At 71.4% G+C, this 25,069-nt stretch carries 22 protein-coding genes; 11 read left to right on the top strand and 11 right to left on the bottom strand.

Features of this window, described 5'->3' with window-relative positions; all coding sequences use genetic code 11:
• Positions 1-53: 53 nt before the first annotated feature.
• From MTQ12_RS09890 to MTQ12_RS09870, 5 genes are all read right to left on the bottom strand, one after another.
• Positions 54-1,559, bottom strand: coding sequence for an MFS transporter (locus MTQ12_RS09890; protein WP_247618465.1), 1,506 nt, complete (start codon positions 1,557-1,559; stop codon positions 54-56).
• A gap of 80 nt (positions 1,560-1,639) precedes the next feature.
• A complete protein-coding gene (locus MTQ12_RS09885; protein WP_247618464.1) occupies positions 1,640-3,163 on the bottom strand; it encodes an amidase in 1,524 nt (507 codons plus the stop codon).
• Between the two features lie 320 nt (positions 3,164-3,483).
• Positions 3,484-4,416 carry a DUF4097 family beta strand repeat-containing protein gene (locus MTQ12_RS09880; protein WP_247618463.1) on the bottom strand — a complete coding sequence of 311 codons (933 nt, stop codon included), beginning with the start codon at positions 4,414-4,416 and terminating at the stop codon, positions 3,484-3,486.
• Positions 4,417-4,540: 124 nt separating this feature from the next.
• Positions 4,541-5,176 carry a response regulator transcription factor gene (locus tag MTQ12_RS09875; RefSeq protein ID WP_247618462.1) on the bottom strand — a complete coding sequence of 212 codons (636 nt, stop codon included), beginning with the start codon at positions 5,174-5,176 and terminating at the stop codon, positions 4,541-4,543.
• A complete protein-coding gene (locus tag MTQ12_RS09870) occupies positions 5,164-6,813 on the bottom strand; it encodes a histidine kinase (RefSeq protein WP_282599288.1) in 1,650 nt (549 codons plus the stop codon). The genes MTQ12_RS09875 and MTQ12_RS09870 overlap by 13 nt, the downstream gene beginning before the upstream one ends.
• Positions 6,814-7,028: 215 nt before the next feature.
• Between MTQ12_RS09870 and MTQ12_RS09865 the strand changes: the two genes are divergently transcribed.
• Entirely contained in the window at positions 7,029-8,402 is a 1,374-nt protein-coding gene (locus MTQ12_RS09865; protein WP_247618461.1) for a beta-eliminating lyase-related protein, read from the top strand.
• Here the strand turns inward: MTQ12_RS09865 and MTQ12_RS09860 are convergent.
• Positions 8,389-9,642 (bottom strand): type II CAAX endopeptidase family protein, encoded by a 1,254-nt coding sequence (locus MTQ12_RS09860; RefSeq protein WP_247618460.1) that lies wholly within the window; start codon positions 9,640-9,642, stop codon positions 8,389-8,391. The genes MTQ12_RS09865 and MTQ12_RS09860 overlap by 14 nt on opposite strands.
• A gap of 132 nt (positions 9,643-9,774) precedes the next feature.
• Between MTQ12_RS09860 and MTQ12_RS09855 the strand changes: the two genes are divergently transcribed.
• From MTQ12_RS09855 to MTQ12_RS09840, 4 genes are all read left to right on the top strand, one after another.
• On the top strand, positions 9,775-11,061 hold the full coding sequence (locus MTQ12_RS09855; RefSeq protein ID WP_247618459.1) for a histidine kinase: 1,287 nt from the start codon (positions 9,775-9,777) through the stop codon (positions 11,059-11,061).
• Positions 11,058-11,744 (top strand): response regulator transcription factor, encoded by a 687-nt coding sequence (locus MTQ12_RS09850; protein ID WP_247618458.1) that lies wholly within the window; start codon positions 11,058-11,060, stop codon positions 11,742-11,744. The genes MTQ12_RS09855 and MTQ12_RS09850 overlap by 4 nt, the downstream gene beginning before the upstream one ends.
• Positions 11,745-11,933: 189 nt before the next feature.
• Positions 11,934-12,533, top strand: a complete 600-nt coding sequence (locus MTQ12_RS09845) for a hypothetical protein (protein WP_247618457.1) — start codon at positions 11,934-11,936, stop codon at positions 12,531-12,533.
• A gap of 250 nt (positions 12,534-12,783) precedes the next feature.
• The gene (locus tag MTQ12_RS09840; protein ID WP_247618456.1) at positions 12,784-13,971 is read left to right on the top strand and encodes an acyl-CoA dehydrogenase family protein; all 1,188 of its coding nucleotides are present in this window, start codon (positions 12,784-12,786) and stop codon (positions 13,969-13,971) included.
• A gap of 135 nt (positions 13,972-14,106) precedes the next feature.
• Here MTQ12_RS09840 and MTQ12_RS09835 read toward each other — a convergent pair whose 3' ends face one another.
• Positions 14,107-15,141, bottom strand: a complete 1,035-nt coding sequence (locus tag MTQ12_RS09835) for an alpha/beta hydrolase (RefSeq protein ID WP_247618455.1) — start codon at positions 15,139-15,141, stop codon at positions 14,107-14,109.
• 67 nt (positions 15,142-15,208) lie between these two features.
• Between MTQ12_RS09835 and MTQ12_RS09830 the strand changes: the two genes are divergently transcribed.
• Positions 15,209-15,859: a TetR family transcriptional regulator C-terminal domain-containing protein gene (locus MTQ12_RS09830; protein ID WP_247618454.1), complete on the top strand. Its 651-nt coding sequence runs from the start codon at positions 15,209-15,211 to the stop codon at positions 15,857-15,859.
• Here MTQ12_RS09830 and MTQ12_RS09825 read toward each other — a convergent pair.
• Positions 15,843-16,211 carry an MmcQ/YjbR family DNA-binding protein gene (locus MTQ12_RS09825; protein WP_175406818.1) on the bottom strand — a complete coding sequence of 123 codons (369 nt, stop codon included), beginning with the start codon at positions 16,209-16,211 and terminating at the stop codon, positions 15,843-15,845. The two genes, MTQ12_RS09830 and MTQ12_RS09825, sit on opposite strands and share 17 nt — an antisense overlap.
• A gap of 311 nt (positions 16,212-16,522) precedes the next feature.
• Between MTQ12_RS09825 and MTQ12_RS09820 the strand changes: the two genes are divergently transcribed.
• A complete protein-coding gene (locus MTQ12_RS09820; protein WP_247618453.1) occupies positions 16,523-17,584 on the top strand; it encodes an alcohol dehydrogenase in 1,062 nt (353 codons plus the stop codon).
• 116 nt (positions 17,585-17,700) lie between these two features.
• On the opposite strand, the gene wrbA is transcribed toward MTQ12_RS09820, so the two are convergent.
• Positions 17,701-18,297 carry an NAD(P)H:quinone oxidoreductase gene (gene wrbA, locus MTQ12_RS09815; protein WP_247618452.1) on the bottom strand — a complete coding sequence of 199 codons (597 nt, stop codon included), beginning with the start codon at positions 18,295-18,297 and terminating at the stop codon, positions 17,701-17,703.
• Between the two features lie 232 nt (positions 18,298-18,529).
• Here wrbA and MTQ12_RS09810 point away from each other — a divergent pair, with 232 nt between their 5' ends.
• Together MTQ12_RS09810 and MTQ12_RS09805 are read left to right on the top strand one after the other, a co-directional pair.
• Positions 18,530-20,362, top strand: coding sequence for a glycerol-3-phosphate dehydrogenase/oxidase (locus MTQ12_RS09810; protein ID WP_247618451.1), 1,833 nt, complete (start codon positions 18,530-18,532; stop codon positions 20,360-20,362).
• A 74-nt stretch (positions 20,363-20,436) separates the two neighbouring features.
• A complete protein-coding gene (locus MTQ12_RS09805) occupies positions 20,437-20,823 on the top strand; it encodes a hypothetical protein (RefSeq protein ID WP_247618503.1) in 387 nt (128 codons plus the stop codon).
• Between the two features lie 44 nt (positions 20,824-20,867).
• Here MTQ12_RS09805 and MTQ12_RS09800 read toward each other — a convergent pair whose 3' ends face one another.
• Positions 20,868-21,542, bottom strand: a complete 675-nt coding sequence (locus tag MTQ12_RS09800) for a 4a-hydroxytetrahydrobiopterin dehydratase (protein ID WP_247618450.1) — start codon at positions 21,540-21,542, stop codon at positions 20,868-20,870.
• A gap of 492 nt (positions 21,543-22,034) precedes the next feature.
• Positions 22,035-22,613, bottom strand: a complete 579-nt coding sequence (locus MTQ12_RS09795) for an NAD(P)H-dependent oxidoreductase (protein WP_247618449.1) — start codon at positions 22,611-22,613, stop codon at positions 22,035-22,037.
• A gap of 400 nt (positions 22,614-23,013) precedes the next feature.
• On the opposite strand from MTQ12_RS09795, the gene MTQ12_RS09790 reads away from it, so the two are divergent.
• A complete protein-coding gene (locus MTQ12_RS09790) occupies positions 23,014-24,126 on the top strand; it encodes a YihY/virulence factor BrkB family protein (protein WP_247618448.1) in 1,113 nt (370 codons plus the stop codon).
• 141 nt (positions 24,127-24,267) lie between these two features.
• On the top strand, positions 24,268-25,059 hold the full coding sequence (locus MTQ12_RS09785) for an enoyl-CoA hydratase-related protein (RefSeq protein ID WP_247618447.1): 792 nt from the start codon (positions 24,268-24,270) through the stop codon (positions 25,057-25,059).
• Positions 25,060-25,069 lie beyond the last annotated feature (10 nt).

Raw genomic sequence — 25,069 nt, 5'->3', positions numbered from 1 at the left:
GACCATCCCGCCGGGGGCCATCCACCGCGCGACCGCCTCACCGCGGGGCGGCCTCACCGTCTGCCGGTGTCGACGCTCCGCAGCACCGGGGTGAAGGCGAGGACGATCGCACCGAGGCCGGCGACCACGGTGATGACGAGCGCGTACCGCAGCCCGAGCGCCCCGGCGGTGAGGCCGATGAGCGGCGAGGAGCTGAGCATCGCGATCCGCAGCGCCCAGCTGGCGAGCGTGATGCCCATGCCGTGGCCGAACCCGGGGATCATCCCGGCCGCGGCGTAGGCGGTGGGGATGAACGTCGCGGATCCGTAGCCGGAGAGGAAGAACCCGACGACCACGGCCCACGGTTGGGCGACACCCATCGCGAGCAGCATGCCGATGGTCACGCACACGCCGCCGGACAGCACGACGCCGGGGCGTCCGATCCGGTCGGTGAGCCGGTCGGCGGTGAAGCGGGCGATGAGCTGCCCGGTGAGCGCGACGACGAATGCGATCCCGGCGAACTGCACGCCCACTCCGCCGACCTCGCTGAAGTACAGCGAGGACCAGTTCATGCCGAGGTCCTCGACGAAGGCGCCGAGCAGGCCGAGCGCGATGACGCCGGCGAGGAGCGCCCATTTCGAGGGGGCGGCTGACCGGTCCGGGCCCGAGGCGCTCGACGCCGGCCGTGCCGCCTCGCCTCCGGCTGTGTCCCCCACCGAGGTGCCGTCCGGAGTGCCGGTCTCCTCGGCACCGGTGGTCCCGGCTGCCGGTCTCGCATCCGCCGCGCTCCTCCCCGGTTCTGCGCTCGTCCCCGTGGCGTCGGTCGTCCCCGTGGCGTCGGTCGTCTCGCCGGAATCGTCCTCGTCGGGGATGACGGTGCGCTTGCGGGGTGCAGGGCCCGTGCGGTCGGACGCGAAGGGGTTCGGGCCGGACAGTCGCCACGCCCAGAGCGCGAGGCCGACGCCGATCGCGCCGCTCACGCTCAGGTGCGCCCACAGCGGGATGCGGAGGGTGGAGGCGAGGAGGCCGAGGCCGCCGCCGGTCACCGAGCCGACGCTCCAGATCGCGTGGAGGGAGTTGAAGATCGAGGTCCCGCGCGCCTGCTCGACGATGAGCCCGTGGACGTTCTGCGCGGCGTCGACGACGGCGTCGAGGAATCCGGCGAGCGCAATGAGTGCGGCGACGATCCACGGGATCGCAGGGGCCCAGGCGGCCGGACCGCCGGACCCGGGGCCCGTTCCCGCCTCGGCCCCGGGCCCGAGGGCGGCGACGGCAGCCGCGGCGGTGAACACGAGGGCGAGCACCGCGGTCCCCGCGCTCGCGACCGCTGCGGCGCCGAACCGGCGGATGAGCGGGGCGGGTAGGGCGGCAGCGGCGATCGAGCCGACGGGGAGGGCGGCGATGATCAAGCCGAACTCGACCTCGGTGAGGGCGAGGAGGCCCTTGACCTCGGGCAGGCGGGTGAGGAGCCCGGAGACGAGGAAGCCGTTGAGGAAGAAGAAGAGGGAGACGCCGAGCCGGGCGCGCGCGTGGTGGGCGCGCACCGCAGGCGAGGTGCGCGGCTGCTCGGCTGGTTCCATGGCCTCCCGAGTCTAGTGGTCCGCCCCTGCCGCCCGCACTGCGAGCTCGGTCACAGGGCGAGGTCGTGCTGCCGGGGCGGTCACTCCGCCGATGCGGTCAGCCGCACCGCGAGGTCGACGAGCGCGGTGTCCCGGCCCGGGGCCATGACGAGCTGCACCGAGGCGGGGAACATGCCCGCGCGCACCTCGGGGACGCTGCGCACCCCGGCGGCACCGTGCGCCTCGGACGCCCCGCGGCCGCTGAGGAGGTCGACGGGGACGGAGATCGCCGGCCAGCCGAGCAGGTTGATGAGCTGGGTGTAGAGACGCAACTGATCGCGCACGTGCTGGTTCGCGGCCGCCCACTCCACCGGCTCGGTGCCGAGCGTCGGGAGGACGAGCGCGTCGAGCTCGTCGAGCTGGGCGCGCGCTGCGGCCCGGAGCGCATGGAGCTCCTCGAACGCCGCTGCGTGGGCCTCGTCGGTGATCCGCGCGTCGCCCTCGAGGTTGCGGAGGATCTGCGGCTGGAAGTCCCGCCGGCCGGCGTCGAGCGCAGCACGGTGGATCCGGTAGGTCTCGTAGCCGCGGATGCGCGCGAAGACGTCCGGCATCCGGTCGAAGGCGAACGGGGTGGGGTCGACCGCGGTGAGCGACACCCCGGGCAGCTCCGCGAGCGCGGGTTCGGCGCGGCGGGCCATCCACTCCGGGCCGCAGTCGGCGACCTCCGTGGTGAGCAGGCCGAGCCTCAGCGGGGCTTCGGTGTGCGAGGTCTCGGTGTGCGAGGTTTCGGCGCGCGCGGCCTCGGCGCGCGCGGCCTCGGCGTGCGCGGTCCACTCCTGCCACAGGACCTGCATCTCCGCCGGGGTCCGGGTGAAGAATCCGACGGTGTCGAGCGTGGTGGACAGCGGGGCGACCCCGCCCTTCAGCACCCGGCCGAGCGTGGGCTTGAATCCCGTGATCCCGGCGCAGGCCGCGGGCACGCGCACGGACCCGGCGGTGTCGGTGCCGATTGCCACGGGCACGACCCCAGCGGCCACCGCGATCGCCGAGCCGTAGCTCGACCCGCCGGTGAGGAAACCCGGTCGCAGCGGATTCACGCCGCGACCGTGGGCGCTCTCCTCGCCGAGGATCCCGTAGGAGTGCTCGTGGCACGTCGTCTTCGCCACCGGCACCAGGCCCATCTCCTCGAACCGGAGGACCACCTCGGCCGAGGCGCCCGCCGGCTCCTCGGGCCGCACGGTCGATCCCATGGTCGTGGTGACCCCCGCGAGGTCGATGACGTCCTTGATGACGAACGGCACCCCGTCGAGCCGGGAGCGCGGGGTCCCGCCGGCGCGCTGGGCATCGGCCTCCCGCGCGGCGGTCCGCGCGTGCTCGGCGACGCGCTCCGTCTGGGTCGCGGGCACGTGCGGTGGGGCGACGACGGCGTTGAGGCGCCGACCCTCCGTGTGGCAGGCCTGCAGCGCGGCCTCCACTCTCTGCTCGGCTGAAGCGGTGCGGTCTCCGAGAGCGGCAGCCAACGCGACGAGATCGACGAGCGAGTCAGGCGCAGTGTGGGAAGCAGCGTCGGTGCGGGAGGCGGGGTCGACGTGAGATGCGGGGTCCGTGTGAGGCGCAGGGTCCATGGCTCCGTTCTACCCCACATCCGCCGCACGGGGACAGAGGTCATCGGACCGCGCTCCTCCGGCTCCCGGCCCGGCCGGGCGCAGACGCGCCCGAGGCGACACGGGCCTGACATCCGACACGGGCCTGACATCCGACACGGGCCCGACATCCGACACGGAGCTGACGCATGACGGCGGCCTGACACGCGATGCCGGCGCCTCCCCTCGAACGGGAGGCGCCGGCGTTCGGTGCGAGCGAGACGCGATGACGACCGTCCGCTCCGGTCGATCTGCCGGACCGATGATCGTTCCCGGATCCGGTCGTCACCGACTGCGCGGGCTCACCGGTACGCGATGGACACCGAGCCCGAGGTGGCGTCGAGGGTGATCGGGATGACGACCTCGGCGGAGGCGGGCGCCTCGTCGATCGCGATGTCGACCATGCCGCTCGTCGAGCGCGTGCTGAGCCGGTACCCGGTGGCCTCCGTGTCCTCGACGTCGACGATCTCCGGGACGAAGAGCTCGACGGCCCCGGTCTTGCCGTTGATGTCGATGCCCTCGGTCGGGAGGGTCCGCGTGCCGAGCCGCGCCTCGACCCCACCGGTGTCGGTGTCGACCGTGAGCTTCTTCGCGACCGACAGGTCGTCGATCTCGACGGCGCCGAACTGGGTGTCGAAATCCGCGGTGCCGACGCTGCCGGATGCCCGCACGGCGCCCGTCGCGGTCTGCAGGCGCAGCGAGTCGGCGACGACATCGGCCTCGAGGTAGCCGGAGTTCGTCTCCGCGACGACCGAGCGGTAGGTCCCGTCGATCGCGGTGTGGGAGAAGTTCGAGGTGCTCGTGACGTCGAGCTCCTGCGCCTGGGACTCGGGCACCTCGACGGTGAGGGTGACCCGGTCGTTGTTGCTGCCGAGCATCGAGTCGCCGAGCCCGGTGAGCCCGACGGTGGTGACGCCGCCTGAGACGTCGACGGAGACTGCGGGGTCCTCCGCGCTCGACCCGCGGTAGTGGAAGGACACCGAGCCGGTCTTCCCCGGCGTGGTGACGATCCGGACGCGGGCGTTGCTCGCGTCGACGACGAGCTCGGACATGGTCTCCGGCAGGTCGACGGTCTCCGGGGTCTCATAGGTGTTGACGCGCTTGGTGAAGTCGATGATCGCGCCGGTCAGCGGCAGGATGAGCGCGATGCAGGCGATGACGGCGATGATCAGGCGGATGGTGAGGCGGGCGCCGGGGTTCATGCCGGCGGGTCCGGGAGTGCTGGGGGATGACATGGCGTGTCCTTTCGGGACTGCGGTGCAGAAGATCGATGCGGGGGCCCGGCCGCGGGCCGGTGGCGAGTTCGCCGTCCGGGCCGGACACGGAGTCGACCGGGCCGGTGGTCAGGCTCTCGGGCTGTCAGGCGCGGAGGAAGCGGAGCACGGCGAGCACGCGCCGGTTCTCCGAGGTGTCGGCGGTGAGGCCGAACTTCGTGAACACCGAGCTGATGTGCTTCTCCACCGCCCCGGCGCTGAGGTACAGTGTCGAGGCGATCGCGGCGTTCGACTTTCCCTCCGCCATGAGCTGGAGGACCTCCCGCTCGCGCGGTGACAGCGTCGCCAGACCGTCCTGCTTGCGGGAGCGGACGAGGATCTGGGTGACGACCTCGGGGTCGAGCACCGTGCCGCCGGAGGCGACCTCGGTGACGGCGGCGAGGAAGTCGTCGACGTCGGCCACCCGGTCCTTGAGGAGGTACCCGAACCCGCCGGTGTTCTCCGCGATGAGCTCGGCGGCGTAGCGCTCCTCCACGTACTGCGAGAGGACGAGCACGCCGGTCTCCGGGTTCTGGCGGCGCAGCAGGACGGCGGCCCGGATGCCCTCATCGGTGAAGGTGGGAGGCATCCGCACGGCGAGGTCGGGGCGGTCGGTGTTGACGGCGGCGAGCAGTCCGTTGGCGTCGCTCACGGCACTCGTCACCTCGTGGCCGAACTCGGTGAGCAGTCGGACGATTCCTTCGCGCAGGAGGACGGAGTCCTCGGCGATCACGATGCGCATGGCACCTCCGCAACGATGGTGGTGGGTCCGCCTGCCGGGCTGGTGAGGCTGAGCGTGCCGCGGGCGGAGGTCACCCGGTCGGCGAGCCCGGCGAGGCCGGTGCGGCTGCCGGTGCGATTCACCTGCGCTCCGCCCCGTCCGTCGTCGGTGACGCTGATCTGCATCGATCGTCCGTCTCCCACGATACTCACCCGGGCGCGGGCGGCACCGGAATGCTTGGCAATGTTCGTCAGCGATTCCGCGACGACGAAGTAGGCGACGGACTCCGCCTCGGTGCCCGGTCGGCGCGGCAGGTCGATGTGGACGTCGACGGGGATCACCGAGCGGGCGGCGAGCGCGGAGATCGCCGGGTCGAGGCCGCGGTCGGTGAGCACCGCGGGGTGGATGCCGCGGGCGAGCTGGCGCAGCTCGGTGATCGCGACCTTGCTCTCCGCGTGCGCCTCGGTGAGGAGCTGGCGGGCGTCGTCGGGGTGGGAGTCGAACTTCGACTTCGCCATCCCGAGCTTCATCGACATCGCGACGAGCATGGGCTGCACGCCGTCGTGGAGGTCGCGCTCGATCCGCAGCCGTTCGGCGGTCGCGGCGTCGACGGCGCCGACGCGGGCCCGGTCGAGGGTGTGGACCTCGGCGCGCAGCGCGGCGGCCTGGGTGGCCGGGAGCAGACCGCGGTCGAGCGCCCGGTCGAGGTAGGGCGCGAACCACAGGAGGGCGAGGGCGACGAGGACGCAGGTGACGCCGAGCGCGCCGTTGAGGAACCGGAAGCCCATCGCGGTCGGGTCGCCGAAGGCCAGCATCTCCGCGGAGGCGGGGTTGATGGCCCCGGCGAGCAGCACGAGTCCGAATCCGGCGCCGACGATCGCGAGCGTGAAGGCGAAGAAGCCGTAGAGGGCCTTGACGATGTGGTGGGCGGTCGAGCGCCAGAACCCGCTCGAGCGGAGTATCTGCCACTGGGTGTCGATGAAGCCGGCGAATCCGGTGCGCTCGGAGCGCGGTGCTGCCGGTTCGGGGATGCCGTCGGCGTAGATCGCCTCGGCGCGGAGCCGCTCGACGTGGTTGATCCCGCGCTGGAGCAGGAACCAGAGGAAGAGGCAGATGATGCCGGCCCCGGCGGCGAAGATCCCGCCGACGCCGACGAAGAAGATCGAGATCGGCAGCCACAGCCACATCACGCCGATGACGGCGGAGACGATGACGTTGGCGACGCCGAGGAACCCGGGAGGGGCGGGGTTCCAGGAACGCTCCGCCGGCTCGGGTGCGCCGGTGGCGGTGGAGGCGGTGGCGGTCGACGCAACGGTGGCGACGGTGGCGGGTTCCCCGGGTGCCGAGGCCCCGACCCCAGGGCCCGTCCCGAGGTGCGTGGTGCGCGGGAGGTCCGCGGGCCGGACCGGGGCGGGTGCCTCGAGCGTGGCGGTCGGGGCCGAGGCGCCGGCCGGGTATTCGCGGGTCGGGTGTTCGCCGGTCGCGTGTTCGCGGGTCGGGGCGGGTGCGGGGATCGGCCGGGTGGCGGGCACCTCGGCGGCGGGCGCCTCGGGACCGGGCAGCTCGGCGGGGACTGCGTCGTGGGCGGCCGGCCGGGGGTCGTCGGACGAGTGGACGGGCGGTGCGTCGGGCCGCGGGGGCGGGGATTTCTCATTCATGCTGTCACCGTACGGATTCCGGGCATGCGCCCACTATGCGGTGGACCGTCCACCCGGCTTCGGGTTTTCCCGACCCGGGGCAGGGGGCCGGGCGGACGCCGGGTCCGGCCGGGCTCGCCTCGCTGCGTCTCATGCCCTCCATCCGGCCATTGTCTCCCACCCGCGGATCGGTGAGGATGGCCTGAGTGTGACCGCCGTCATCCGAGAGGACCCCCATGCGCCTGTCGTCCCGTCCGTGGCTCCCCGCCGCCTCGCGCGAGCGGATCTCCGCCGTCACCGCGCAGACCTTCGCCGACACCGCCGCCCCGGGGAGCATCACCGCCGCGATCGAGGCGCTCGCACGGGACAGCGAGCGCTACTACTCCGAGCAGGCGCTCAACCTCAACCCCGCCTCGAACGTCATGAACCCCCGGGCCGAGGCGCTGCTGGCCGCCGGCATGGGGCCGCGCACCTCGCTGGGCTACCCGGGGGCGAAGATCGAGACCGGGTTGCGGGAGCTCGAGGCGATCGAGGTCATCACCGCCGAGCTCGCCGGCCGCGTGTTCGGCGCGGACTACGCCGAGGTGCGGGTGATGTCCGGGGCGATGGCGAACCTCTACTCCTTCATGGCGACGTGCCGGCCCGGGGACTCGATCATCGCCTCGCCGGCGACGATCGGCGGGCACGTCACCCACCACAGCGACGGGGCGGCCGGTCTCTACGGGATCACCACGCTCGAGGCGCCCGTCGACGCCGCGCGCTACTCGGTGGACGTCGATGCGCTCGCCGCGTTCGCCCGGGAGACCCGGCCGGGCCTCATCACGCTCGGCGGCTCCCTCAACCTGTTCGAGCACCCGGTGGCCCGGGTGCGCGAGATCGCCGACGAGGTGGGCGCGCGGGTGCTGTTCGACGCAGCCCACGTGTCCGGGATGATCGCCGGCGGGGTGTGGGCGAACCCGCTCGATGAGGGCGCGCATCTCATGACGATGAGCACCTACAAGAGCCTCGCCGGCCCGGTCCACGGCCTCGTCCTGACGAACGAGGCGGAGCTCGCCGAACGCATCGAGGCGATCGCGTTCCCCGGGCTCACCGCGAACTTCGATGTCGGCGCGGTCGCCGCTCTCGGGGTGACGCTCGCGGACTGGGAGGCGTGCGGGGCCGATTACGCGCGGACCATGCGGGAGACCGCCGGCGTCCTCGCCGAGGAGCTCGCCGCCCGGGGCATCGCGCCGTTCCGGTGCGCGGAGGGCTTCACTGAATCGCACCAGTTCGCACTCCTCGCCGCGCCGTTCGGCGGCGGCTCCGTCATGGCCGCCGCGCTCGAACGGGCGAACCTGCTCGCCTACGGGATCGGCCTGCCCGGGCCGGAGGTCGCCGGCGACACGAACGGCCTGCGGATCGGCACCCCGGAGCTCGCTCGCCGCGGGCTCACCGTCGCCGACATGCCGCAGCTCGCGGACTTCATCGCGCGCGCACTCACGGCCGGCGAGTCGGGACTCGCCGGCCGTGGATCCGGTGCGGATGGCGCCGGTGACCCGGCCTCCGCGCTCGCCGCCGATGTGGCGGCATGGCGGGCCGGGTTCACCGGGGTCCGGTTCACCGCCGGCTGAGGGGCTGCGAGTAGGCGGCGGGTGCCGTTGACCCCGTAGGAGCCATTGACCCGGTAGGAGCGGTTGACCCGGTGGGAGCCGTCACGGCGACCAGGGCAGGGGTGCCGGCGGGCGCCTCGGGCCCGGTGACCGATCCGGCGAGCGCCGGAGCCGGGGTGCGGAACTGGTCGGCGGCGCGGCCCTGATCGGGGCTGTTGGACTGATCGGTGCGGCCGGGCAGGTTGGTGCGGCCGGTCCGGTCCCAGCGGGGCAGTCGCCACAGGGCGATGGCGGTGAACACGACCGTGGTGGCGACCGCCACGGCGACCCCGATCGCCTGGACCTCCCTGGCGTTCATGTCGACGAGTCCGAAGGCCGCGAGGACGAAGATCAGCGTGTTGTTGACGACGTGGAGCCCGATCGCGAGTTCGAGCCCGCCGGACCGGTGGGTGAGCACACCCATCGCGACGGCGAAGACCGTGATGTCGATGAGGCCGATCCAGTTGTAGTCGTGGGCGATGACGAAGAACGGCACCGGCGCGAGGTACGCCCAGGCGGGGTGGCGCAGCCAGCCGCCGATGACCTGCGGCAGCACACCGCGGAACGCGAGTTCCTCCGCGGCGGCCTGGAAGGGCACGAACAGCAGGGCGATGAGCAGGGCTGCGAGCGTGCTCCCATCGATCACGGGCCGCGGGATCGGTTCGCCCAGGCCCAGCAGCGAGGACACGAGCATCGAGGCGCCGATGAGCACGAGCGACAGGATCATCGACCGGCCGAGCAGGCCCCACCGCATCCGGCCGGTGACGGAGAGCAGCGTGCCGACCGGGCGTCCGCCTCCCAACCGGACGCCGATGAGGCAAGCGGGGATGAGGACGATGAGGGTCAGCAGGGAGTAGAGCTGGACGATCGGGGCGCCCATGTCCGTCTTCGCAGAGGTGAAGGTCTCGATGATCGGGGTGCCGCCGGGCAGGAGCGCGGCGATGCCGAAACCGACGGTGACGAGGACGAGGAGAACGAGGTAGGCCGCGCCGGTGACGAGCAGGATGAGCAGCGGGCGCCACCACCGGTGGGAACCGTGCGCGCGGCCGAGGAGGTGGAACGGGACGGGCGCGGCGGACGCAGCGGCGGCGGTGCTGGGCGCCGGGGTCGCCGCGGTTGAGCCGGGTGCCGCGGCGGGCTCGGTACCGGCCGCGGGTCGGGCCGCCGAGGATCGGGCGGCGGAGGTGGTCAGGGATGCGGAGGATGCGATGTATTCGTTCATGTCTTCAGTCTTCGCGCCTCGTCACGCCCGCGGTATCGGTCAGCGGGGTGAACGCGCGCGGCGAAGGGATGATGTCGGATCATCCCTTCGGACGACAGCTGCCGGGCCCGGGCGCGCCCTAGGATCGAGGGGATGACGACTCTGCCCGCTCCGAACCCCTGGACCCGCCGTGCGGTGGTCGCGACGATCATGGTCGCCGGCGTGCTCCTCGGCCTCGGCCTGCTCCTCTTCACCGTCTGGACGTACATCGACCCGGTGGCAGCGGGAGTGGAGCCGATCCCCCAGGAGCGGGCCTACGCGCTGTTCCTGGTCCAGGTCGTGACCGGGGTCGCGGGGATCGTCCTCACCCTGTTCGCCCTCCGCCACTCCGCGGCGGAGGCCGACCCGCTCGGCACCGCGAGCGGGCCGCGGTCGGCGCTGATCTGCGGCCTCCTCGTCATCGCACTCGGGATGTTCTCCCCGCTCGGAGTGCCGCTCGCGGTGGTCGTCCTCGTCTCCCACTGCTCCCGCCGGTCCATCGTCTGGCCGGTGGCGGCCGTCGTGACGTATGTCGTGGGCGCCTTCGTCGCCGAGCTCCTCGGCGTCGACGGGGACCCGGGGTTCGCCTGGGGGTACCTCGCGCTCAGCCTCGTCATCCCGGTGATCGCCCTGCTCATCGGGATGATCCGCAGGCGACGTCGCGAGAACCGGCAGCGTGTTCTCGCGCAGGCCCGGATGACCGAGGCCGAATCCGCCGCGCGGGAGGACCGCGCCCGGATCGCCGAGCGCACGCGGATCGCCCGCGACATGCACGATTCCCTGTCCCACCGCCTCAGCCTCATCGCGATGCACGCCGGCGCGCTCGAGTACCGGGCGGAGACCGACCCGGAGGACGTCCGGGAGAGCGCGGCCACGATCCGCGAATCCGCCCACGCCGCCGCGGCCGACCTGCGCGCCGTGCTCTCGGTGCTCCGCGAGGAGCAGGAGAACACCGCGCCGCGCCTCGACCTCGAGGAGCTCGCCGCCGAGGCGCGCCGGGCCGGCACCCCGGTCGACATCACCTGGGAGGCGCCGCTGTCACCGGCCGACCACTCCCGGGCGCCGACGCTCATCGCCCACACGCTGTACCGGATCGTCCAGGAGGGGCTGACGAATGCGCGGAAGCACGCGCCCGGCGCGCCGGTCCGGGTGACGGTCAGCCCGGCCCGCCGCGCGGTGGTGCTCCGGGTGAGCAACCCCGGGCCGGCCGATCCTGCCGTCGGGATGCCGCCGGAAGGGACCGAGGCGCGCGTGCCGGGGTCCGGCCTCGGGCTCGTCGGGCTCGACGAGCGGGTCAGGCTCGTGGGCGGCACCCTCGAGGTGCGGCCGGCGGGCCCGGGACACGACGAGCACATCATCACGGCGACCCTGCCGTGGGAGACGGGAGACCGACGAGCATGACCGCACCGCACGCCCAGAACCCCGCACCCGAACGGATCCGCGTCGTCATCGTCGACGACGAACCGCTCATGCGCACCGGCCTGCGCCTCATCCTCGGCGGGGCGCCCGATATCGAGGTCGTCGGCGAGGCGGGCAACGGCGAGGAGGCGCTCGCCGGGATGCCCGGGTGGGCGCCCGGCGTCGTCCTCATGGACATCCGGATGCCGGTCCTCGACGGGATCGGCGCGACCCGGTCGATCGTGGAGGGCGCCTCGGACCCGGCCCGTGCACCCCGGGTGCTCGTGCTCACCGCCTTCGACACCGACGGCTTCATCCTCGAGGCGCTCCGCGCCGGGGCGGTCGGTTTCCTCCTCAAGGACACTCCGCCCGCCGAGCTCGTCGGTGCCGTGCGCTCGGCGGCCGCGGGGACGAACGCGATGAGCCCGAGCGTGGTGCGGCGTCTCGTCGACCTCGCCGGCGCCTCGGCCCCGGCCGCGGAACCGCCGGCCGACCCGCTCGCCGGGCTCAGCGCGCGCGAGCGTGAGATCGCCGAGTGCGTGGCGGCGGGGATGACGAACGGGGAGATCGCCGCGCAGCTCTTCGTGTCGCTGCCGACGGTGAAGACCCATGTGGCGCGGGTGTTCGACAAGCTCGGGGTGACCAACCGGGTGCAGCTCGCGATCCTCGTCCTCGAAGCGCGGTGAGGAGCGTCGGCGTGTGCTCGCGGTTCCGGGAGCGCACAGTGGTTCCGGGAGTGCACGATGTTTCCAGGAGTGCACGGCGGCTTCGGGAGTGCACGATGGCGCCGGCCGGATGTGGACTCCCCGTGAGATCCCCGGCGCACCGGGTCGGCCGTGGCTCTGTGAGCGGGTGCGGTTTGTAGAGTGGTCGGCATGACGGAACAGGTGTCGACGAACGGGCCGAGGCCCCTGCGGTCGCGCACCCGGACCCTGACCCTGTGGTGGATCGCCGCCGCCGGTGGACTCACCCTGTCGGTGGTGTTCCACATGACGCAGGCCTTCACCCCCGGGACCGTGAGCATGCTCGGCGGGCCGGTGATCGGCTCCGTCTACGACCAGCCCTCGATCGTCATGTTCTCCGTCGACCTGTGCCTCGGGGTGCTCGCGCTCGCGCTCCTGCCGGCCGCTCTCACCCACGACCCGATGGAGGTCGAGGAGTCCTACGTCGGCCCGCCCTCGGCGCTCGTCGCCGGGCTCGTCGTGCTCACCGTCTGGATGGTGTCCGTCATGGCCGCGCCCGCCGGGGCGATCGTGCTCATCTCGATCTCCTCCCGGCTGTCGGCCAATTGGACGGTGCCGGCGGTGTTCGCCTCGCTGCTGTCGATCGTCGTGTACGAGCTCACGATGTCGACCGACCTCGGCATCGACTGGGTGGTCATCGCGATGGCGATGGGCGTGACGCTCGCACTCGTGGGCGTCGGCGCCCTGCGCGGCACCCTGATCCGTCGCCAGGCGCGCGCCGCCGGCGGGTGACCGCCGGGCGAAGTGTGGTGGTTCCGGCGGAGAGTAGGACGAACAATGCCACCACTCTCCGTCGTAAGTCCCACAGTTCGCGCGATGCCGGCGCTCGTGCCGCCTCGGCCGCGCGGTGACCAGTGTACGTTCCGCCTCGGCCGGGATGCGGACCTCACTGTCCCACCGATTGATTCTCGCTGTAACATGAAACCCGAATGATTGATACCCGATCGGTTCAGGTCCGTTCGGGTGGCAAAGGAGATGTTCGATGACGCACAAGCCCCGTCCGCGCCCCGATACCCCGCACTACATGACCGAGGACCGCGTCGAGCTCCAGAAGCTCGCGCGCCAGTTCGCCCGCGAGGTCGTCCTGCCGATCGCCGACGAGGTCGACCCCGAGGAGGGACAGTTCCCCGCGGAGATGGTCCAGCAGATGGCCGACATGGGCTTCTTCGGCATCCTCATCCCCGAGGAGTACGGCGGCCTGGGACTCGGCGTCTTCGAGTACTGCCTCGTCGCCGAGGAGCTGTCCCGCGCCTGGATGAGCGTCGGCGGACTGCTCGCCCGCGGCAACGGCATGGGCGGCGGCTTCTCCGAGGAGCAGGAGCAGCGGCTCCTGCCCAAGGTCGCCACCGGCGAGTACCTGGGCGCATTCGCCCTGTCCGAGGCCGAGGCCGGCTCCGACGTCGCGAACATCAAGTGCAAGGCGACCAAGGACGAGGCCACCGGCGAGTGGGTCATCAACGGCACCAAGATGTGGTGCACCTACGCCGACCAGGCCGACTACATCATCCTCTTCGCCCGCACGAGCGTCGACGAGGACCCGAGCAAGCGCCACCGCGGCATCTCCGCCTTCCTCATCGAGAAGGAGCGCGGGACGTTCCCCGAAGGCATGTCGGGCACCCCGGCGCGCAAGATCGGGTACTTCGGCTGGAAGACCTGGGACCTCAACTTCGACAACTTCCGCCTGCCCGCCGATGCGCTGCTCGGCGAGGAGGGCAAGGGCTTCTACCAGGCAGTGTCCGGGCTCGAGGTGGGCCGCGCCCACACCGCCGCCCGCTCGATCGGGCTGGCCCAGGCCGCGCTCGAGGACTCCATCGACTACATGCACCAGCGCACCCAGTTCAACCACAAGCTCGCCGACTTCCAGCACCTGCGTTTCAAGGTCGCGGACATGGCCGCGCAGATCGAGGCGTCCCGCCAGCTCATGTACCACGTGTGCACCCAGATCGACACCGGCCGTCGGTGCTCGAAGGAGGCCGCGATGGTCAAGTACCTCGCCGCGGAGATGTCGGAGAAGGTGACGAGCGAGGCCGTGCAGATCCACGGCGGCGCCGGCTACACCAAGGATTTCGCCGTCGAACGGCACTGGCGCGACGCCCGCCTGACGAAGATCTTCGAGGGCTCCTCGGAGATCCAGATGCGCATCATCTCCGACGAGCTCCTGGGCCGCTGAGGCGCCGAGCCACCGCGGCTCGACCCCACGCTCGAACCAGCGATCTCCGGCGGTTCCGCTCTCAGGAACCGCCGGAGTTCGCTGTCTCAGAAGGTCACTTGACCGAGCCGCCCACTCCTGGCGCTCGGAACCGGGTCACCGCTCCGATTGGGACGAGAATTCTGCGAGATCACGGCCGAGCGCCTCGGCCTTCTGCATCGGCAGCGAGTGCGTGGCACCGGCCCACAGGGTCACCTCGGCGTCCGGCAGCAGCTCGTCGGCGCGACCGGCCGCCTTCTCCTCGCCCGCCAGGGAGTCGGTATCGCCGAACGCGGCGTACACGGGCATGGTGAGCGCACGGAGCTCGTCGTCATCGAGCACTGCCGGCATCGGGAGCGCGGAGTGATAGTGCTCGCTGCCCGCACTGATCATGCGCGCCACCGGGTCCTCGGGATCGTAGGGGACTCCCCCGATCTCACCGAGCGCACGGTTGCGCAGATCCTCGGGGATGAGTGGCAGTGATCCGACCATCGCCCAGGCGAACTTCCCCACGGGCGGGTTCGCCACGGTCATGAACGGCTCGAGCAGGGTCAGCGATGCGACATCGCCGGGATGGGACAGGGCATAGGCTGCGGCACCTGCGCCGCCGAAGGAATGCCCGACCACGTGCGCACCGTCGGGAGCGAGCTGGGCCAGTGCCTCGGAGATCCACTCCGCCTGGTCCTCGAACGAAGCGATCGGCACCCCCTGCACCGACATCCCCGCGTCCCCGATCGCGTCGAAGGCGATCACCCGGCGGTGGGCTGCGAATCCCGCGAGATTCTCCGCCCACATCGGGACTCCCGAGGACATTCCCGGGATGAGCACGACCGGGACGGTGCCCTCGGCCTCCGGGCTCGACCATTCGTAGGCGCGGACGGTCCCGAACGCCGTCGGAAGGTCGTGGACCGCGGTGGGCTCGGGCAGGAATCGCATCGCCGCGTCGTACGACTCGGTGTAGTCGGCCCGGCCTTCGGCGGTCCGGAAGTGCCCGACGCCCGGGGCTCCGAAGAAGAACTCCCCGGTTGCGACGATACCGACGATCGCGAGGAGCACCGTCACGGCTCGGGCGACCCGGGATCCGCAGCCGCCGCGCCGCCGAACCTCGGTCGGCCGGGCGTCCTCCTCGGTGGTCATGGTTGCCTCGGTCATGGGCACCTCCCCTTTTGCAGTATGTGCATATTGTAAACGGAGAGGAGTTGTTCCGTACAGTCGTCACATGCCCAAGATCGTCGATCACGCCGAGCGCCGCAGCGAGATCGTCGTCGCACTGTGGTCCACCATCTACGCCGAGGGGATCAGCGGCGTCTCATTCGCCGCGGTCGCCCGTCACGGCGGGATCTCGATCGGCCGGATCCAGCACTATTTCGCCACCAAGCGCGACCTCGTCCTCGCCGGCGTGCGCGCGATCGTCGCGGCGGCGGAAGAGGGTTTCCGGTCGACTCCAGAGGGATCCGAAATCCCCGGGGACGAGCCCGCACGATCGTCCCGCGCAACCCCGATCGATGAAGGCGACGCGACCGATCACGCCGTCGACACGCTCCGCTCGCTCCTCACCGGGCAGATCCCCGAAACGCAGGAGGCCCGGATCGGATCAGCCGTCTGGTCCGCCTACCTCGCGGCCTCGATGGCGGATCGCGAGATCGCTGCAGTCGTCCACGATGCGCTCGGCGGCACGCGGGAGCTCATCGCACAGCTCGTCGCGCAGATCCGACCGGACCTCGCACACGCAGAGGTCGGTACCCTCGCACTCCGCCTCTCCGCCCTGCGCGACGGACTCGCGCACGAGGTGCTCCACGGCACCGCAGCGCCGGAATCCGCCCGGGCGGTGATCGAATCGGAGATCGCCGCACTCACCAGCCGGGGGTGAGGGCGAAGCTCGCACGGATGAGGCACTGCACCTCGGCGGCGTCGAGCGCATCCTCCGCGTCGCCGAGCAGCACGCTCGCCCAGCTGCCCTTGTGCATGTGATAGGCGGGGAGGACGCCGCCGCCGTCGAGCAGCGCATCGAGCTCGTCGGGGTCGACCTTGATGTTCATGACCTCGTGGACCGCGTCCCCGGCCAGTCCGAGCTTCTCCGCGGGCACGTCCATGACGAGCGCGAACCACTTGCCCGTGTCCGCGTGCCGCAGCACCGCGTAGTCCGGGTGGTGCATCCACGGGAAATCCGGTTCGATCGAGAACTCGTCGGCGACGAACGCGAGCACTGCGTCCCTGTCCATGTCTTCCCTCTCGTCGTGGAGCCCGCGGCCGAGGCGCCCCGCACCCCGCCGCCACCACGATCCCACCCCGCAGCACACCTCGCCAATCCCGTGGTCCTGCATCCTCAATGCGACCGCTTCCCACCGATGCAACTGCTTCTCCTCTGTTTCGAAGCCACTGGGCCGGAATTCGTTCGTCCATCGGAGAAACAGCTGCATCGTGCGTCCGAACGGCCGCCGTGCACCAGCATGCGGACCTGCCTCGACACCCGCCACCGGGAGTGATGGAATATGAGCACCCGCTTATGCGCAGTTGATCGAGGAGGATCAGGATGCAGGTTTTCGCCGTCCACGGCCCCGGAGAGCCCGTCAAGGAGATCGAGGTTCCCACCCCGGAGCTCGCCGGGAAGGAAGTGATCATCCACATCACCCACTCCGGCGTCTGCCACTCCGATGTCCACTGCCAGGAGGGGCACTTCGATCTCGGTTCGGCCGGCAAGCTGCCGATCGCGGCCTCCGGCGTCCAGTGGCCGGCGGTGTTCGGCCACGAGATCGTCGGCACCGTCGTCGCCGCCGGGCCCGAGGCCACCGTGCAGCCCGGTGACACGCAGTACATCGTCTTCCCGTGGATCGGCTGCGGCAAATGCCAGGCCTGCCGCGAGGACCGCGAGAACTACTGCCCGCGCGGCCGCAACCTCAGCGTCGGCCTGCGCGGCGGATTCGCGCGCGAGGTCTGGGTTCCCGACGAGCGCTACCTCATCGAGCTCGGTGACCTCGACCCGGCCTGGGGCGCGACGCTCGCCTGCTCGGGCGTGACGAGCTACTCCGCGGTGAACAAGGTGCTCCCGCGCGGCGAGGAGGATGTCGTCGCCGTGATCGGCGCCGGCGGTGTCGGCCTCATGGCCGTCGCGATCCTCAACGCCCTCGGGCACCAGAAGATCGCGGTCGTCGACGTCAGCGACGAGAACCTCGAGATCGCGAAGAAGCTCGGGGCGACGATCACCTTCAACTCGAAGGTCGAGAACCCGACCGCCGGTCTGATCGAAGCCGCCGGGGGCAAGATCGCCGCGGCGATCGACTTCGTCAACAACGGCGCCACCGCGTCGATGGCGCTCGGCGCGCTCCAGAAGGGCGGCCAGCTGGTGAGCGTCGGACTGTTCGGCGGCGAGCACACCTACCCGACGACTCTGCTCGCCCTCCAGGTGTTCACCATCCAGGGCAACTTCGTGGGCAGCCTGCCGGAACTCAAGGCGGTCGTCGAGCTGGCGCGCACCCACGACCTGCCCCAACTCCCGATCGTCGAGCTGCCGCTGAGCGCGGACAACATCAACGCCTCGCTCGAGGACCTCGCAGCGGGCAAGTCGCGCGGTCGCACTGTGCTCGTCGCGGACTGATCGCCGAAGGCCGCCCGGCCCGCACCGAAGGCGGGCCGGCCTCACCGAGACCGTCCGACACGTTCATGCCCCGCAGAACCGCTCGGTTCTGCGGGGCATGAACGTGCGGGTGCGGATCAGGCGAGCTTGCCGGCGACCTCGACAACGCGCTTCGCCATGTGCTCGAGGGCGTCGATGGTCGGCTGCTCGAGCTCGTTCTGGTTGTCCCCGCCGGTGACGTGCGAGACGCCGTAGGGGTTGCCGTCGACGAACTTGAGCTGGTCGGTGTAGCCCGGGGCGACGATGATGCCGCCGAAGTGCATGATCATCTGGTACATGTGCTGCAGGGTCGTCTCCTGCCCGCCGTGCGCGGTCTGGGACGAGGTGTAGGCCGCGTAGACCTTGTTCGCGAGCTTGCCCTGCGCCCACAGCCCACCGAGCGTGTCGATGAACGACTGGAACGAGCCGGTGACGTTGGAGTAGCGGGTGGGCGAGCCGAAGATCACGGCGTCGGCCCACACGATGTCGTCGCCGGTGGCGGCGGGCAGGTCCTTCGTCGCCTCGTAGTTGGCACTCCAGGCCGGGTTCTCGGCGAACACCGAGGGGTCGACCTGCTCCTCGATGTGGCGGACGCGCACCTCGGCGCCGGCGGCCTGGGCGGCGCGCTCGATCTCGGCGGCCATCTTCGTGCCGTGGCCGGTGGCGGAGTAGTAGATCACTGCGAGCTTGGTCATGTGGATCCCCTTTCGATCACGGGTCGGATCTGTTGAAATCTGAACCATCTGACGTCTTCACCCTAGTCAGCGGCCTCCGGTCCCGGCCAGCATTCCGCCCGGATACCCAGCGGACGTGGATACGATGATCAGACCGGACCCGGGCCGGACCGGGCCGGAACGTGCCGCCGCCCGACATCGGTGGCGCGGACCGCCGGGTGCCGCCCCGGGCACCGGCAGAGGAGTGATGAGAATGCGCACCGGACGACTCGACCCCGCCGCCCGCTCCCGGGCGATCGACGCCCTGGCCCGCACCTCGGCGGCGACTCCGCTCGACATCCTCGTCGTCGGCGGCGGAGTGACCGGCGCCGGCGTCGCCCTCGATGCCGCGACCCGCGGCCTGCGGGTGGGGATCGTCGACGCGGGCGACTGGGCCTCGGGCACCTCCTCGAAATCCTCGAAGCTCGTCCACGGCGGCCTGCGCTACCTCGAGATGCTCGACTTCGCCCTCGTCGCCGAGGCGCTCCGCGAGCGCGATCTGCTCCTCACCACCCTCGCCCCGCACCTCGTGCGCCCCGTGTCCTTCGTGTTCCCGCTCGACTCCCCCGTCGCCGACCGCGCCTACATCGGCTCGGGCATGACGCTCTACGACGCGATGGCGATCCGCCCCGGGACGCGCCGCGCGATGCCGCTCCACCGCCACCTCGGCCCGCGCGGCCTGCGCAGCCGCTTCCCCGGCCTGCGCACCGAGCACGGCGGGATCGAGTACGGCGACGCGCAAGTCGACGACGCCCGCCTCACGCACACGCTGATCCGCACGGCCGTCGCCCACGGCGCGGTGGCGGCCAACCACGCCCCGGTCACCGGCTACCTCCATGCGTCGGAGGAGGCCGCAGCGGATGGACCGGGTGGGCCGGCCGCCACCGAGGCGACCGGCACCGCCACACCGGAAGAGGCCGCGCAGGTGGGACCGGCCGCGGGCGACCGGGGCCGAGGCGCGGGCGAGGCGATCGTCGGGGTGCGCGCCCGCGACGAGCTCACCGGGGAGGAGTTCACGATCCACGCCCGCCACACCGTGCTCGCCACCGGGGTGTGGACGGAGCGGCAGGAGCAGCTCGCCGGCTCCTCGGCCGGGCTGCGCGTGCTCGCCTCCAAGGGCATCCACATCACCGTGCCGCGGGACCGCATCGCCGCCGACCCCGGCCTCGGCGTCATCACCCGCACGGAGACCTCGGTGCTCTTCATCATCCCGTGGGACGAGCTGTGGCTCATCGGCACCACCGACACCCCGTGGCGCGAGAGCGTCAGCCATCCGCTCGTCACCGCCGAGGACATCGAGCGGGTGCTCGCGAACGCCAACGCCGTGCTCAGCGAGCCGCTCGAGCGCACCGACGTCGTGGCCGCCTACGCCGGCCTGCGCCCGCTCGTGCAGCCGCCGGCGGATTCCGACGACAGCACCCGGGTGTCACGCGAGCACGCGATCGAGGAGGTCGCGCCGGGCGCCTCGGCGATCGTCGGCGGGAAGCTCACGACCTACCGGGTGATGGCGGAGGACGCGGTGGACTTCGCGCTCCGCGCCCGCCGCCCGCACCCGCGCAGCCGGACCGAATCCGTGCCGCTGCTCGGCGCGGACATCACGGAGATCACCGGCCCGCGCCGGGAGCGGCTCCTCGCCGCCCACGGCTGGGACGACGCGCGCCTCGACCGGCTGCTCCACCGCTACGGCTCGCTGCTCGGCGAGCTGCTCGACCTCATCGACGAGCGCCCCGAGCTCGCGGAGCCGCTGCCGGGGGCGCGGGAGCACCTTGCGGTCGAGGCGGTCTATGCGGTGCGAGCCGAAGGCGCTGTTCACCTCGCCGACGTGCTCCACCGACGGCTGCGCTGCGACCTCGCGTGCGCCGACCGGGGCGTGGAGGCGGCCCGGTCGGTCGCCGCGCTCATCGCCCCGGACCTCGGCTGGGATGCCGAGGCGACCGCCGCCGAGCTCCGGGGGTTCACCGCAGAGGTCGCCGCCCAGCGTGCGGCGGAGCGCACGCGGACCGACGCCGAGGCGGTCGCGGAGTACGCCGCCCGGAGCCGGGAGTGAGCACGGGAACGTGTGCAAGGGACCGGACGCCCGCGACGGGCAACCGGGAGCCCCGCCGGCCGGTCGATTGGCTCCTGCCGATCGACCCCGCCGCGCATGCGGAGCATCTGCCTGCGGACTGGCGCACGCGCCGGGACGCGAGCGCGGTGTGGGAGGCGATCGGGCGATCCCAGCCCATCGGACGGTGGTGCCTGCGCAGCGGGTACCGGACCATGCGTTCGGGTGATCGGATCTGGGCGTACCTGTCGCGCCGCCAGGAGCTGTGCGCGGTCGGCACGGTGAGGGAGGTCGTGGAGGACACGGAGTGGTTCGTCCTCATCGACTGGGACGAGCCCCGCACCGCGAAGCTGTGCCGCGACCCGCTGCCGCGTGCGGTCTTCGGCCAGGTGCCGATGTCGACGTGCCGGGCCGGGGCGCGTGCCTCCTCGGCGCTGGCGCAGCGCTTCGCCGCGCTCGGGTGAGGCCCGGGTCCGGCCTCTGCTGAGGCTCGTGGCGGAGGCGCGGGTCAGGAGTCGCCGCTCGTGCAGATGCAGGCGCGGTTGCCCTGCTTGTCCTCGAGGACGGTGAAGCTCGGGGCGTGGCTGGTGTCGACGACGCTGCCGCCGGCCTTGACCGCCCGCTCGATCCGGGCCTGCGCCTGGTCGTCGGGCACCCACACGTCGAGGTGGAAGCGCTGCCGAGGGGTGTCGTGCTGCTCGGCGAGCTGGAACCACAGCGGCGGCACCTGGCCGGTGTTCTCCGTGACCGTTCCGCCGTAGGACGAGAAGAACTCCGCGGAGCCCTGCACACGTCCGATGTCGCCGTCGAGCACGGCGGCCCAGAACGGTGCGATGGATTCTGCGCGCACGGTGTCGAGGGCGATCTCGATCTCGGTGAGCCGCTCCGGTGCGGCGCTCACGCCGAGCCGGGCGGCGATCCCGCTGATCGTCTCCGCCATGTCGAGGTCGCGCTGGGTGACCCCGCCGGCGCTGTGGCTCACAAGGGCGAGGTCGACGTGGAGGTACCGGAGGTCGATGTCCGGGTGGTGGTCGGCGGTCTCCGCCGCCTCGGCCACGGCGTCGACGAAGCGGACGCCGGAGGCGAAGTCCCCGGGGAGGAACCGCGCGCGGACGATCCGGTTCATCAGGCGCCACTGAGCGGGGAGGTTCGCGCGGATGACGTCGCCGGTGAGGATCTTCATGGACCGATTATCCCGTGTCCGCGCGCCCGTGTCAGCCCCCGATCCCCCACCCGAGACCTCAAAATGCGAAGGTTCCTGGGAACCGATCCGCGATGTATCGCAAGGTCACTGGCGCTCCTCGACACAGGCGCTCCGCGTCACAGGCGCTCCGCGTCGAACTGCGCGGTATCCCGATCCAGGCGCGCAATGACGCGTTCGAATCGGGATACCGCGCAGTTCGTCGGAGACAAGCCCGATACCGCCTGCCCCGACGCGAGTGGGGCGCCGCTTTCGCTCCCGCGAATCGGGCGCCAATAGAGTCGGGCACCGATAGGTCGGGCGCCTATAGGTCGAAGGCCAAGAAAGTCGGGCTCCTATATCGAGTGCCAGAAGAGTCTTGCACCTTGAGGCCGGGTGCCGATAGGCCGGGCGTCTGCAGGTCGAGTGCCGAAAGTGTGCAATTTCTCGCGGTTCCGTTCACAGGAACCGCAAGAAATTGCACTCTGGGTGGAATCAGGCGTCGGTCATCGCGGCGCGCTTCTCGCGTGCGCCGACGAGCGCCTCGCCCCAGAGCACCATGTCGTCGATCATCGAGGCGAACGGCTGGACCGAGACCTCCTGCGGGGCGAACTGCCCGTCGGTGAAGTCGGTGAAGATGCTGAAGGAGGTCTGGTCGCGCACCACGGCGACCCGCGAGTTCGCAAGGATCAGGCGCAGGTGCTCGGCCGCGCGCACGCCCTTGTCGGCGCCGTAATTCACGATGCCGGCGACCTTGTGGTTGAACTCGAGGCTGACGTAGTCGAGGGCGTTCTTGAGGCCGCCGGGGACCGAGTGGTTGTACTCGGGAGTGACGAAGATGTAGCCGTCGAACTCGGCGAGCTTAGCGCCCCACGCCTTGGTGTGGTCGTTCTGGTACATGTGCGCGCCCGCCGGGATCGGCTCATCGAGGACCGGCAGATCGAAGTCGTCGAAGCGCACGATCTCGGCCTCGATCCCGCCGCGGGCAGCGAGCTGCTGGGCCACCCAGTCGACGACCTGGGGGTTGAGGGCATTGGGTCGGTTGGTCCCGGCGATGATGGCGATCTTCAGCATGTCTCTCCTGTATGAGTTGGCGGATGTCGAGGGGATGCCGTGCGGCGGAGCCGGACTACCGCGACCGCCGGTGCTGCGGCGGTGGCCGACCGACGCCCCGGATCCCTGCGTCTTCACTCAGACTAACTTAGTTCAAAGTTGAATCATTCCATGGCTGGTGAGGGTTTCCTCACAGCGCCGCCCCACCCGGCACCGCACCACCGACTCCTCCCCACCGCCGCCGAGGCGCCCGCCACCCGGCACCGCCCTCGGCCCGGCGCCCACCGCTCCACCGGCCTCACCGCTCCACCGCCCTCACCGCGCCACCGGCCGCCCGGCGCGCGGCCGCCCGGTACGACCGGCGTACACTCACGCAAGACCCCTTGATGCAATCCCCGCCCGCGCAGCGAACGGAGCCGGCATGGCCAGCCACGAGAAGCACATCGAGAGTCCCCTGTCCGGCATCGACGACACCGCGCATCCGCCCCGGCGGGTGCGGCACCCGTCCCACGCCGACAAGCCGGACTCCCCGAGCGATCTCACCAAGCCCTCGTGGAAGAACATCGCGCGCACGACGTACCGGGAGTACCTCGACGACGAGTGCATGGACCTGGCCGCCGGACTCACCTATCGCATGGTGCTGTCGACGTTCCCCGCGCTCATCGCGCTCGTGTCCATGCTCAGCCTCGTGGGCCAGAGCGGATCGCTCGAAACCGTCCTCCAGCAGGCCGACCGCGTGGTCCCCGCGGACACGTGGAAGACCATCGAGCCGGCGCTCTCCGCGGTCCTCACCGCTCCTGCCCCCGGGCTCGGCCTCGTCCTCGGTCTCGTCATCGCACTGTGGACGGCCTCGGGCTACACCAAGGCATTCGGCCGGGCCATGAACCGGATCTACGACGTCCCCGAGGGACGCGGTCTCATCAAGATCAACGCACAGATGTACCTATTCACGGCTCTCCTGCTGGCCCTCGGCGCGATCGCACTCGTGATCTTCGTCGTGTCCGGCCCGATCGCGGAGTTCATCGGCGGTCTCATCGGACTCGGCGGGACGGCGGTGACGGTGTGGAACATCGCCAAGTGGTTCCTGCTCGCCGGCGTCGTCATCGTCGTCGTCGCGCTCCTCTACTACGCCACCCCCAACGTCAAGCAGCCGCGGTTCCGCTGGATCAGCATCGGCGCCGTCGTCGCGATCGTCGTCTCAGTCCTCGCGACCCTCGGTTTCTTCTTCTACGTGACGAACTTCGGCAACTACAACGCGACCTACGGGGCGCTCGCCGGCGTCGTCGTCCTGCTCCTGTGGCTCTACATCGTCAATGCGGTGCTCCTCCTCGGAGCGGAGATCGATGCCGAGCTCGAGCGCGGTCGCGAGCTCCAGGCGGGACTGCCGGCCGAGCGGGAGATCCAGCTGCCGCCGCGCGACACCACCGCGAGCGACACCCGTGAGAAGAACTTCGCCGAGGACGTCGAGCGGGCGCGCGCCCTGCGGATCTCCGCGGGCGAGACCTCCGAACCCGACGAGGCGCCCCGCAGCTGACAGCCCACCGAACGCCCCTCGCCCGCTCTGCGGGCACTCGTTGACCGCACCAGGAGGCCTCCATAGACTCGGGAGCAGTACCTGAACGATTGTTCAGTTCTGCGGCGGCCGCCGCCGGACCCTGCGTGCGAAGGAGCACCCATGACCTCGATCGGACCCGAAATCGACTACCGGGTGGAGGACGGCGTCGCTGTCATCACCCTCAACCGGCCCGAGCGTCGCAATGCCTTCAACCGCGCGCTGCTCGCCGCCTGGGCCGCCGCGATCGACACCGCGGCGGCGGACCCGGAGGTCAAGGTCCTCCTCATCACGGGTGCCGGCAAGGGGTTCTGCGCCGGGGTGGACCTCGACGAGTTCGGTGGGGTGACGGAGACCCTCGAGCGCCGCGCCTACCTCGCCGACGACGTCCATGCCGTCGCGCGCGCCCTCGAGCACCTCGAGAAGCCCTATATCGCCGCGATCAACGGTGATGCGATCGGTGCGGGGATGGACATGGCGCTCATGGCCGACATCCGCCTCATCGGCACCGAGGCCCGGCTGTCGCAGGGGTACGTGCGCGTCGGCCTGGTGCCCGGCGACGGCGGGGCGCACATGCTGCCGCGCATCGTCGGCGAGCAGCGCGCGCTCGAGCTCATGTGGACCGGCCGGTTCATCGACGGCGCCGAGGCGACCGAGCTCGGCATCACCATGGCCCACCACCCGGACGGGGAGCTGCTGCCGGCAGCGATGGAGCTCGCGAAGTCGCTCTCCGCCGGCCCGCCGATCGCGATCCGCACGATCAAGCGCCTGACCCGCATCGCGCGCACCCAGTCGCTCACCGACCACCTCGTCCACGCCGCCGCGGAGCAGGCGGTCATCCAGTCCACCGCGGACTCCGCCGAGGCCGTCGCCGCCTTCAAGGAGAAGCGCGCCCCGCGCTTCGAGGGACGCTGAGGAGGCCGGC

It is taken from the genome of Brevibacterium sp. R8603A2, assembly GCF_023072605.1.
Lineage (GTDB): Bacteria > Actinomycetota > Actinomycetes > Actinomycetales > Brevibacteriaceae > Brevibacterium > Brevibacterium pityocampae.
Note: the sequence above shows the minus strand (reverse complement) of the source record. Positions and strands in the feature narration are given on the sequence as shown.

Bases quoted from the DNA above. Each gene is read 5' to 3' on its own strand.
- MTQ12_RS09875 (WP_247618462.1), bottom strand. From the start codon at position 5,176: ATGCGCATCGTGATCGCCGAGGACTCCGTCCTCCTGCGCGAAGGAATC.
- MTQ12_RS09830 (WP_247618454.1), top strand. From the start codon at position 15,209: ATGCCCAAGATCGTCGATCACGCCGAGCGCCGCAGCGAGATCGTCGTC.
- MTQ12_RS09790 (WP_247618448.1), top strand. From the start codon at position 23,014: ATGGCCAGCCACGAGAAGCACATCGAGAGTCCCCTGTCCGGCATCGAC.
- MTQ12_RS09810 (WP_247618451.1), top strand. From the start codon at position 18,530: ATGCGCACCGGACGACTCGACCCCGCCGCCCGCTCCCGGGCGATCGAC.
- MTQ12_RS09850 (WP_247618458.1), top strand. From the start codon at position 11,058: ATGACCGCACCGCACGCCCAGAACCCCGCACCCGAACGGATCCGCGTC.
- MTQ12_RS09885 (WP_247618464.1), bottom strand. From the start codon at position 3,163: ATGGACCCTGCGCCTCACACGGACCCCGCATCTCACGTCGACCCCGCC.
- MTQ12_RS09835 (WP_247618455.1), bottom strand. From the start codon at position 15,141: ATGACCGAGGCAACCATGACCACCGAGGAGGACGCCCGGCCGACCGAG.
- MTQ12_RS09800 (WP_247618450.1), bottom strand. From the start codon at position 21,542: ATGAAGATCCTCACCGGCGACGTCATCCGCGCGAACCTCCCCGCTCAG.
- MTQ12_RS09865 (WP_247618461.1), top strand. From the start codon at position 7,029: ATGCGCCTGTCGTCCCGTCCGTGGCTCCCCGCCGCCTCGCGCGAGCGG.
- MTQ12_RS09855 (WP_247618459.1), top strand. From the start codon at position 9,775: ATGACGACTCTGCCCGCTCCGAACCCCTGGACCCGCCGTGCGGTGGTC.
- MTQ12_RS09890 (WP_247618465.1), bottom strand. From the start codon at position 1,559: ATGGAACCAGCCGAGCAGCCGCGCACCTCGCCTGCGGTGCGCGCCCAC.
- MTQ12_RS09825 (WP_175406818.1), bottom strand. From the start codon at position 16,211: ATGGACAGGGACGCAGTGCTCGCGTTCGTCGCCGACGAGTTCTCGATC.
- MTQ12_RS09795 (WP_247618449.1), bottom strand. From the start codon at position 22,613: ATGCTGAAGATCGCCATCATCGCCGGGACCAACCGACCCAATGCCCTC.
- MTQ12_RS09785 (WP_247618447.1), top strand. From the start codon at position 24,268: ATGACCTCGATCGGACCCGAAATCGACTACCGGGTGGAGGACGGCGTC.
- wrbA (WP_247618452.1), bottom strand. From the start codon at position 18,297: ATGACCAAGCTCGCAGTGATCTACTACTCCGCCACCGGCCACGGCACG.
- MTQ12_RS09840 (WP_247618456.1), top strand. From the start codon at position 12,784: ATGACGCACAAGCCCCGTCCGCGCCCCGATACCCCGCACTACATGACC.
- MTQ12_RS09880 (WP_247618463.1), bottom strand. From the start codon at position 4,416: ATGTCATCCCCCAGCACTCCCGGACCCGCCGGCATGAACCCCGGCGCC.
- MTQ12_RS09870 (WP_282599288.1), bottom strand. From the start codon at position 6,813: ATGAATGAGAAATCCCCGCCCCCGCGGCCCGACGCACCGCCCGTCCAC.
- MTQ12_RS09820 (WP_247618453.1), top strand. From the start codon at position 16,523: ATGCAGGTTTTCGCCGTCCACGGCCCCGGAGAGCCCGTCAAGGAGATC.
- MTQ12_RS09845 (WP_247618457.1), top strand. From the start codon at position 11,934: ATGACGGAACAGGTGTCGACGAACGGGCCGAGGCCCCTGCGGTCGCGC.
- MTQ12_RS09860 (WP_247618460.1), bottom strand. From the start codon at position 9,642: ATGAACGAATACATCGCATCCTCCGCATCCCTGACCACCTCCGCCGCC.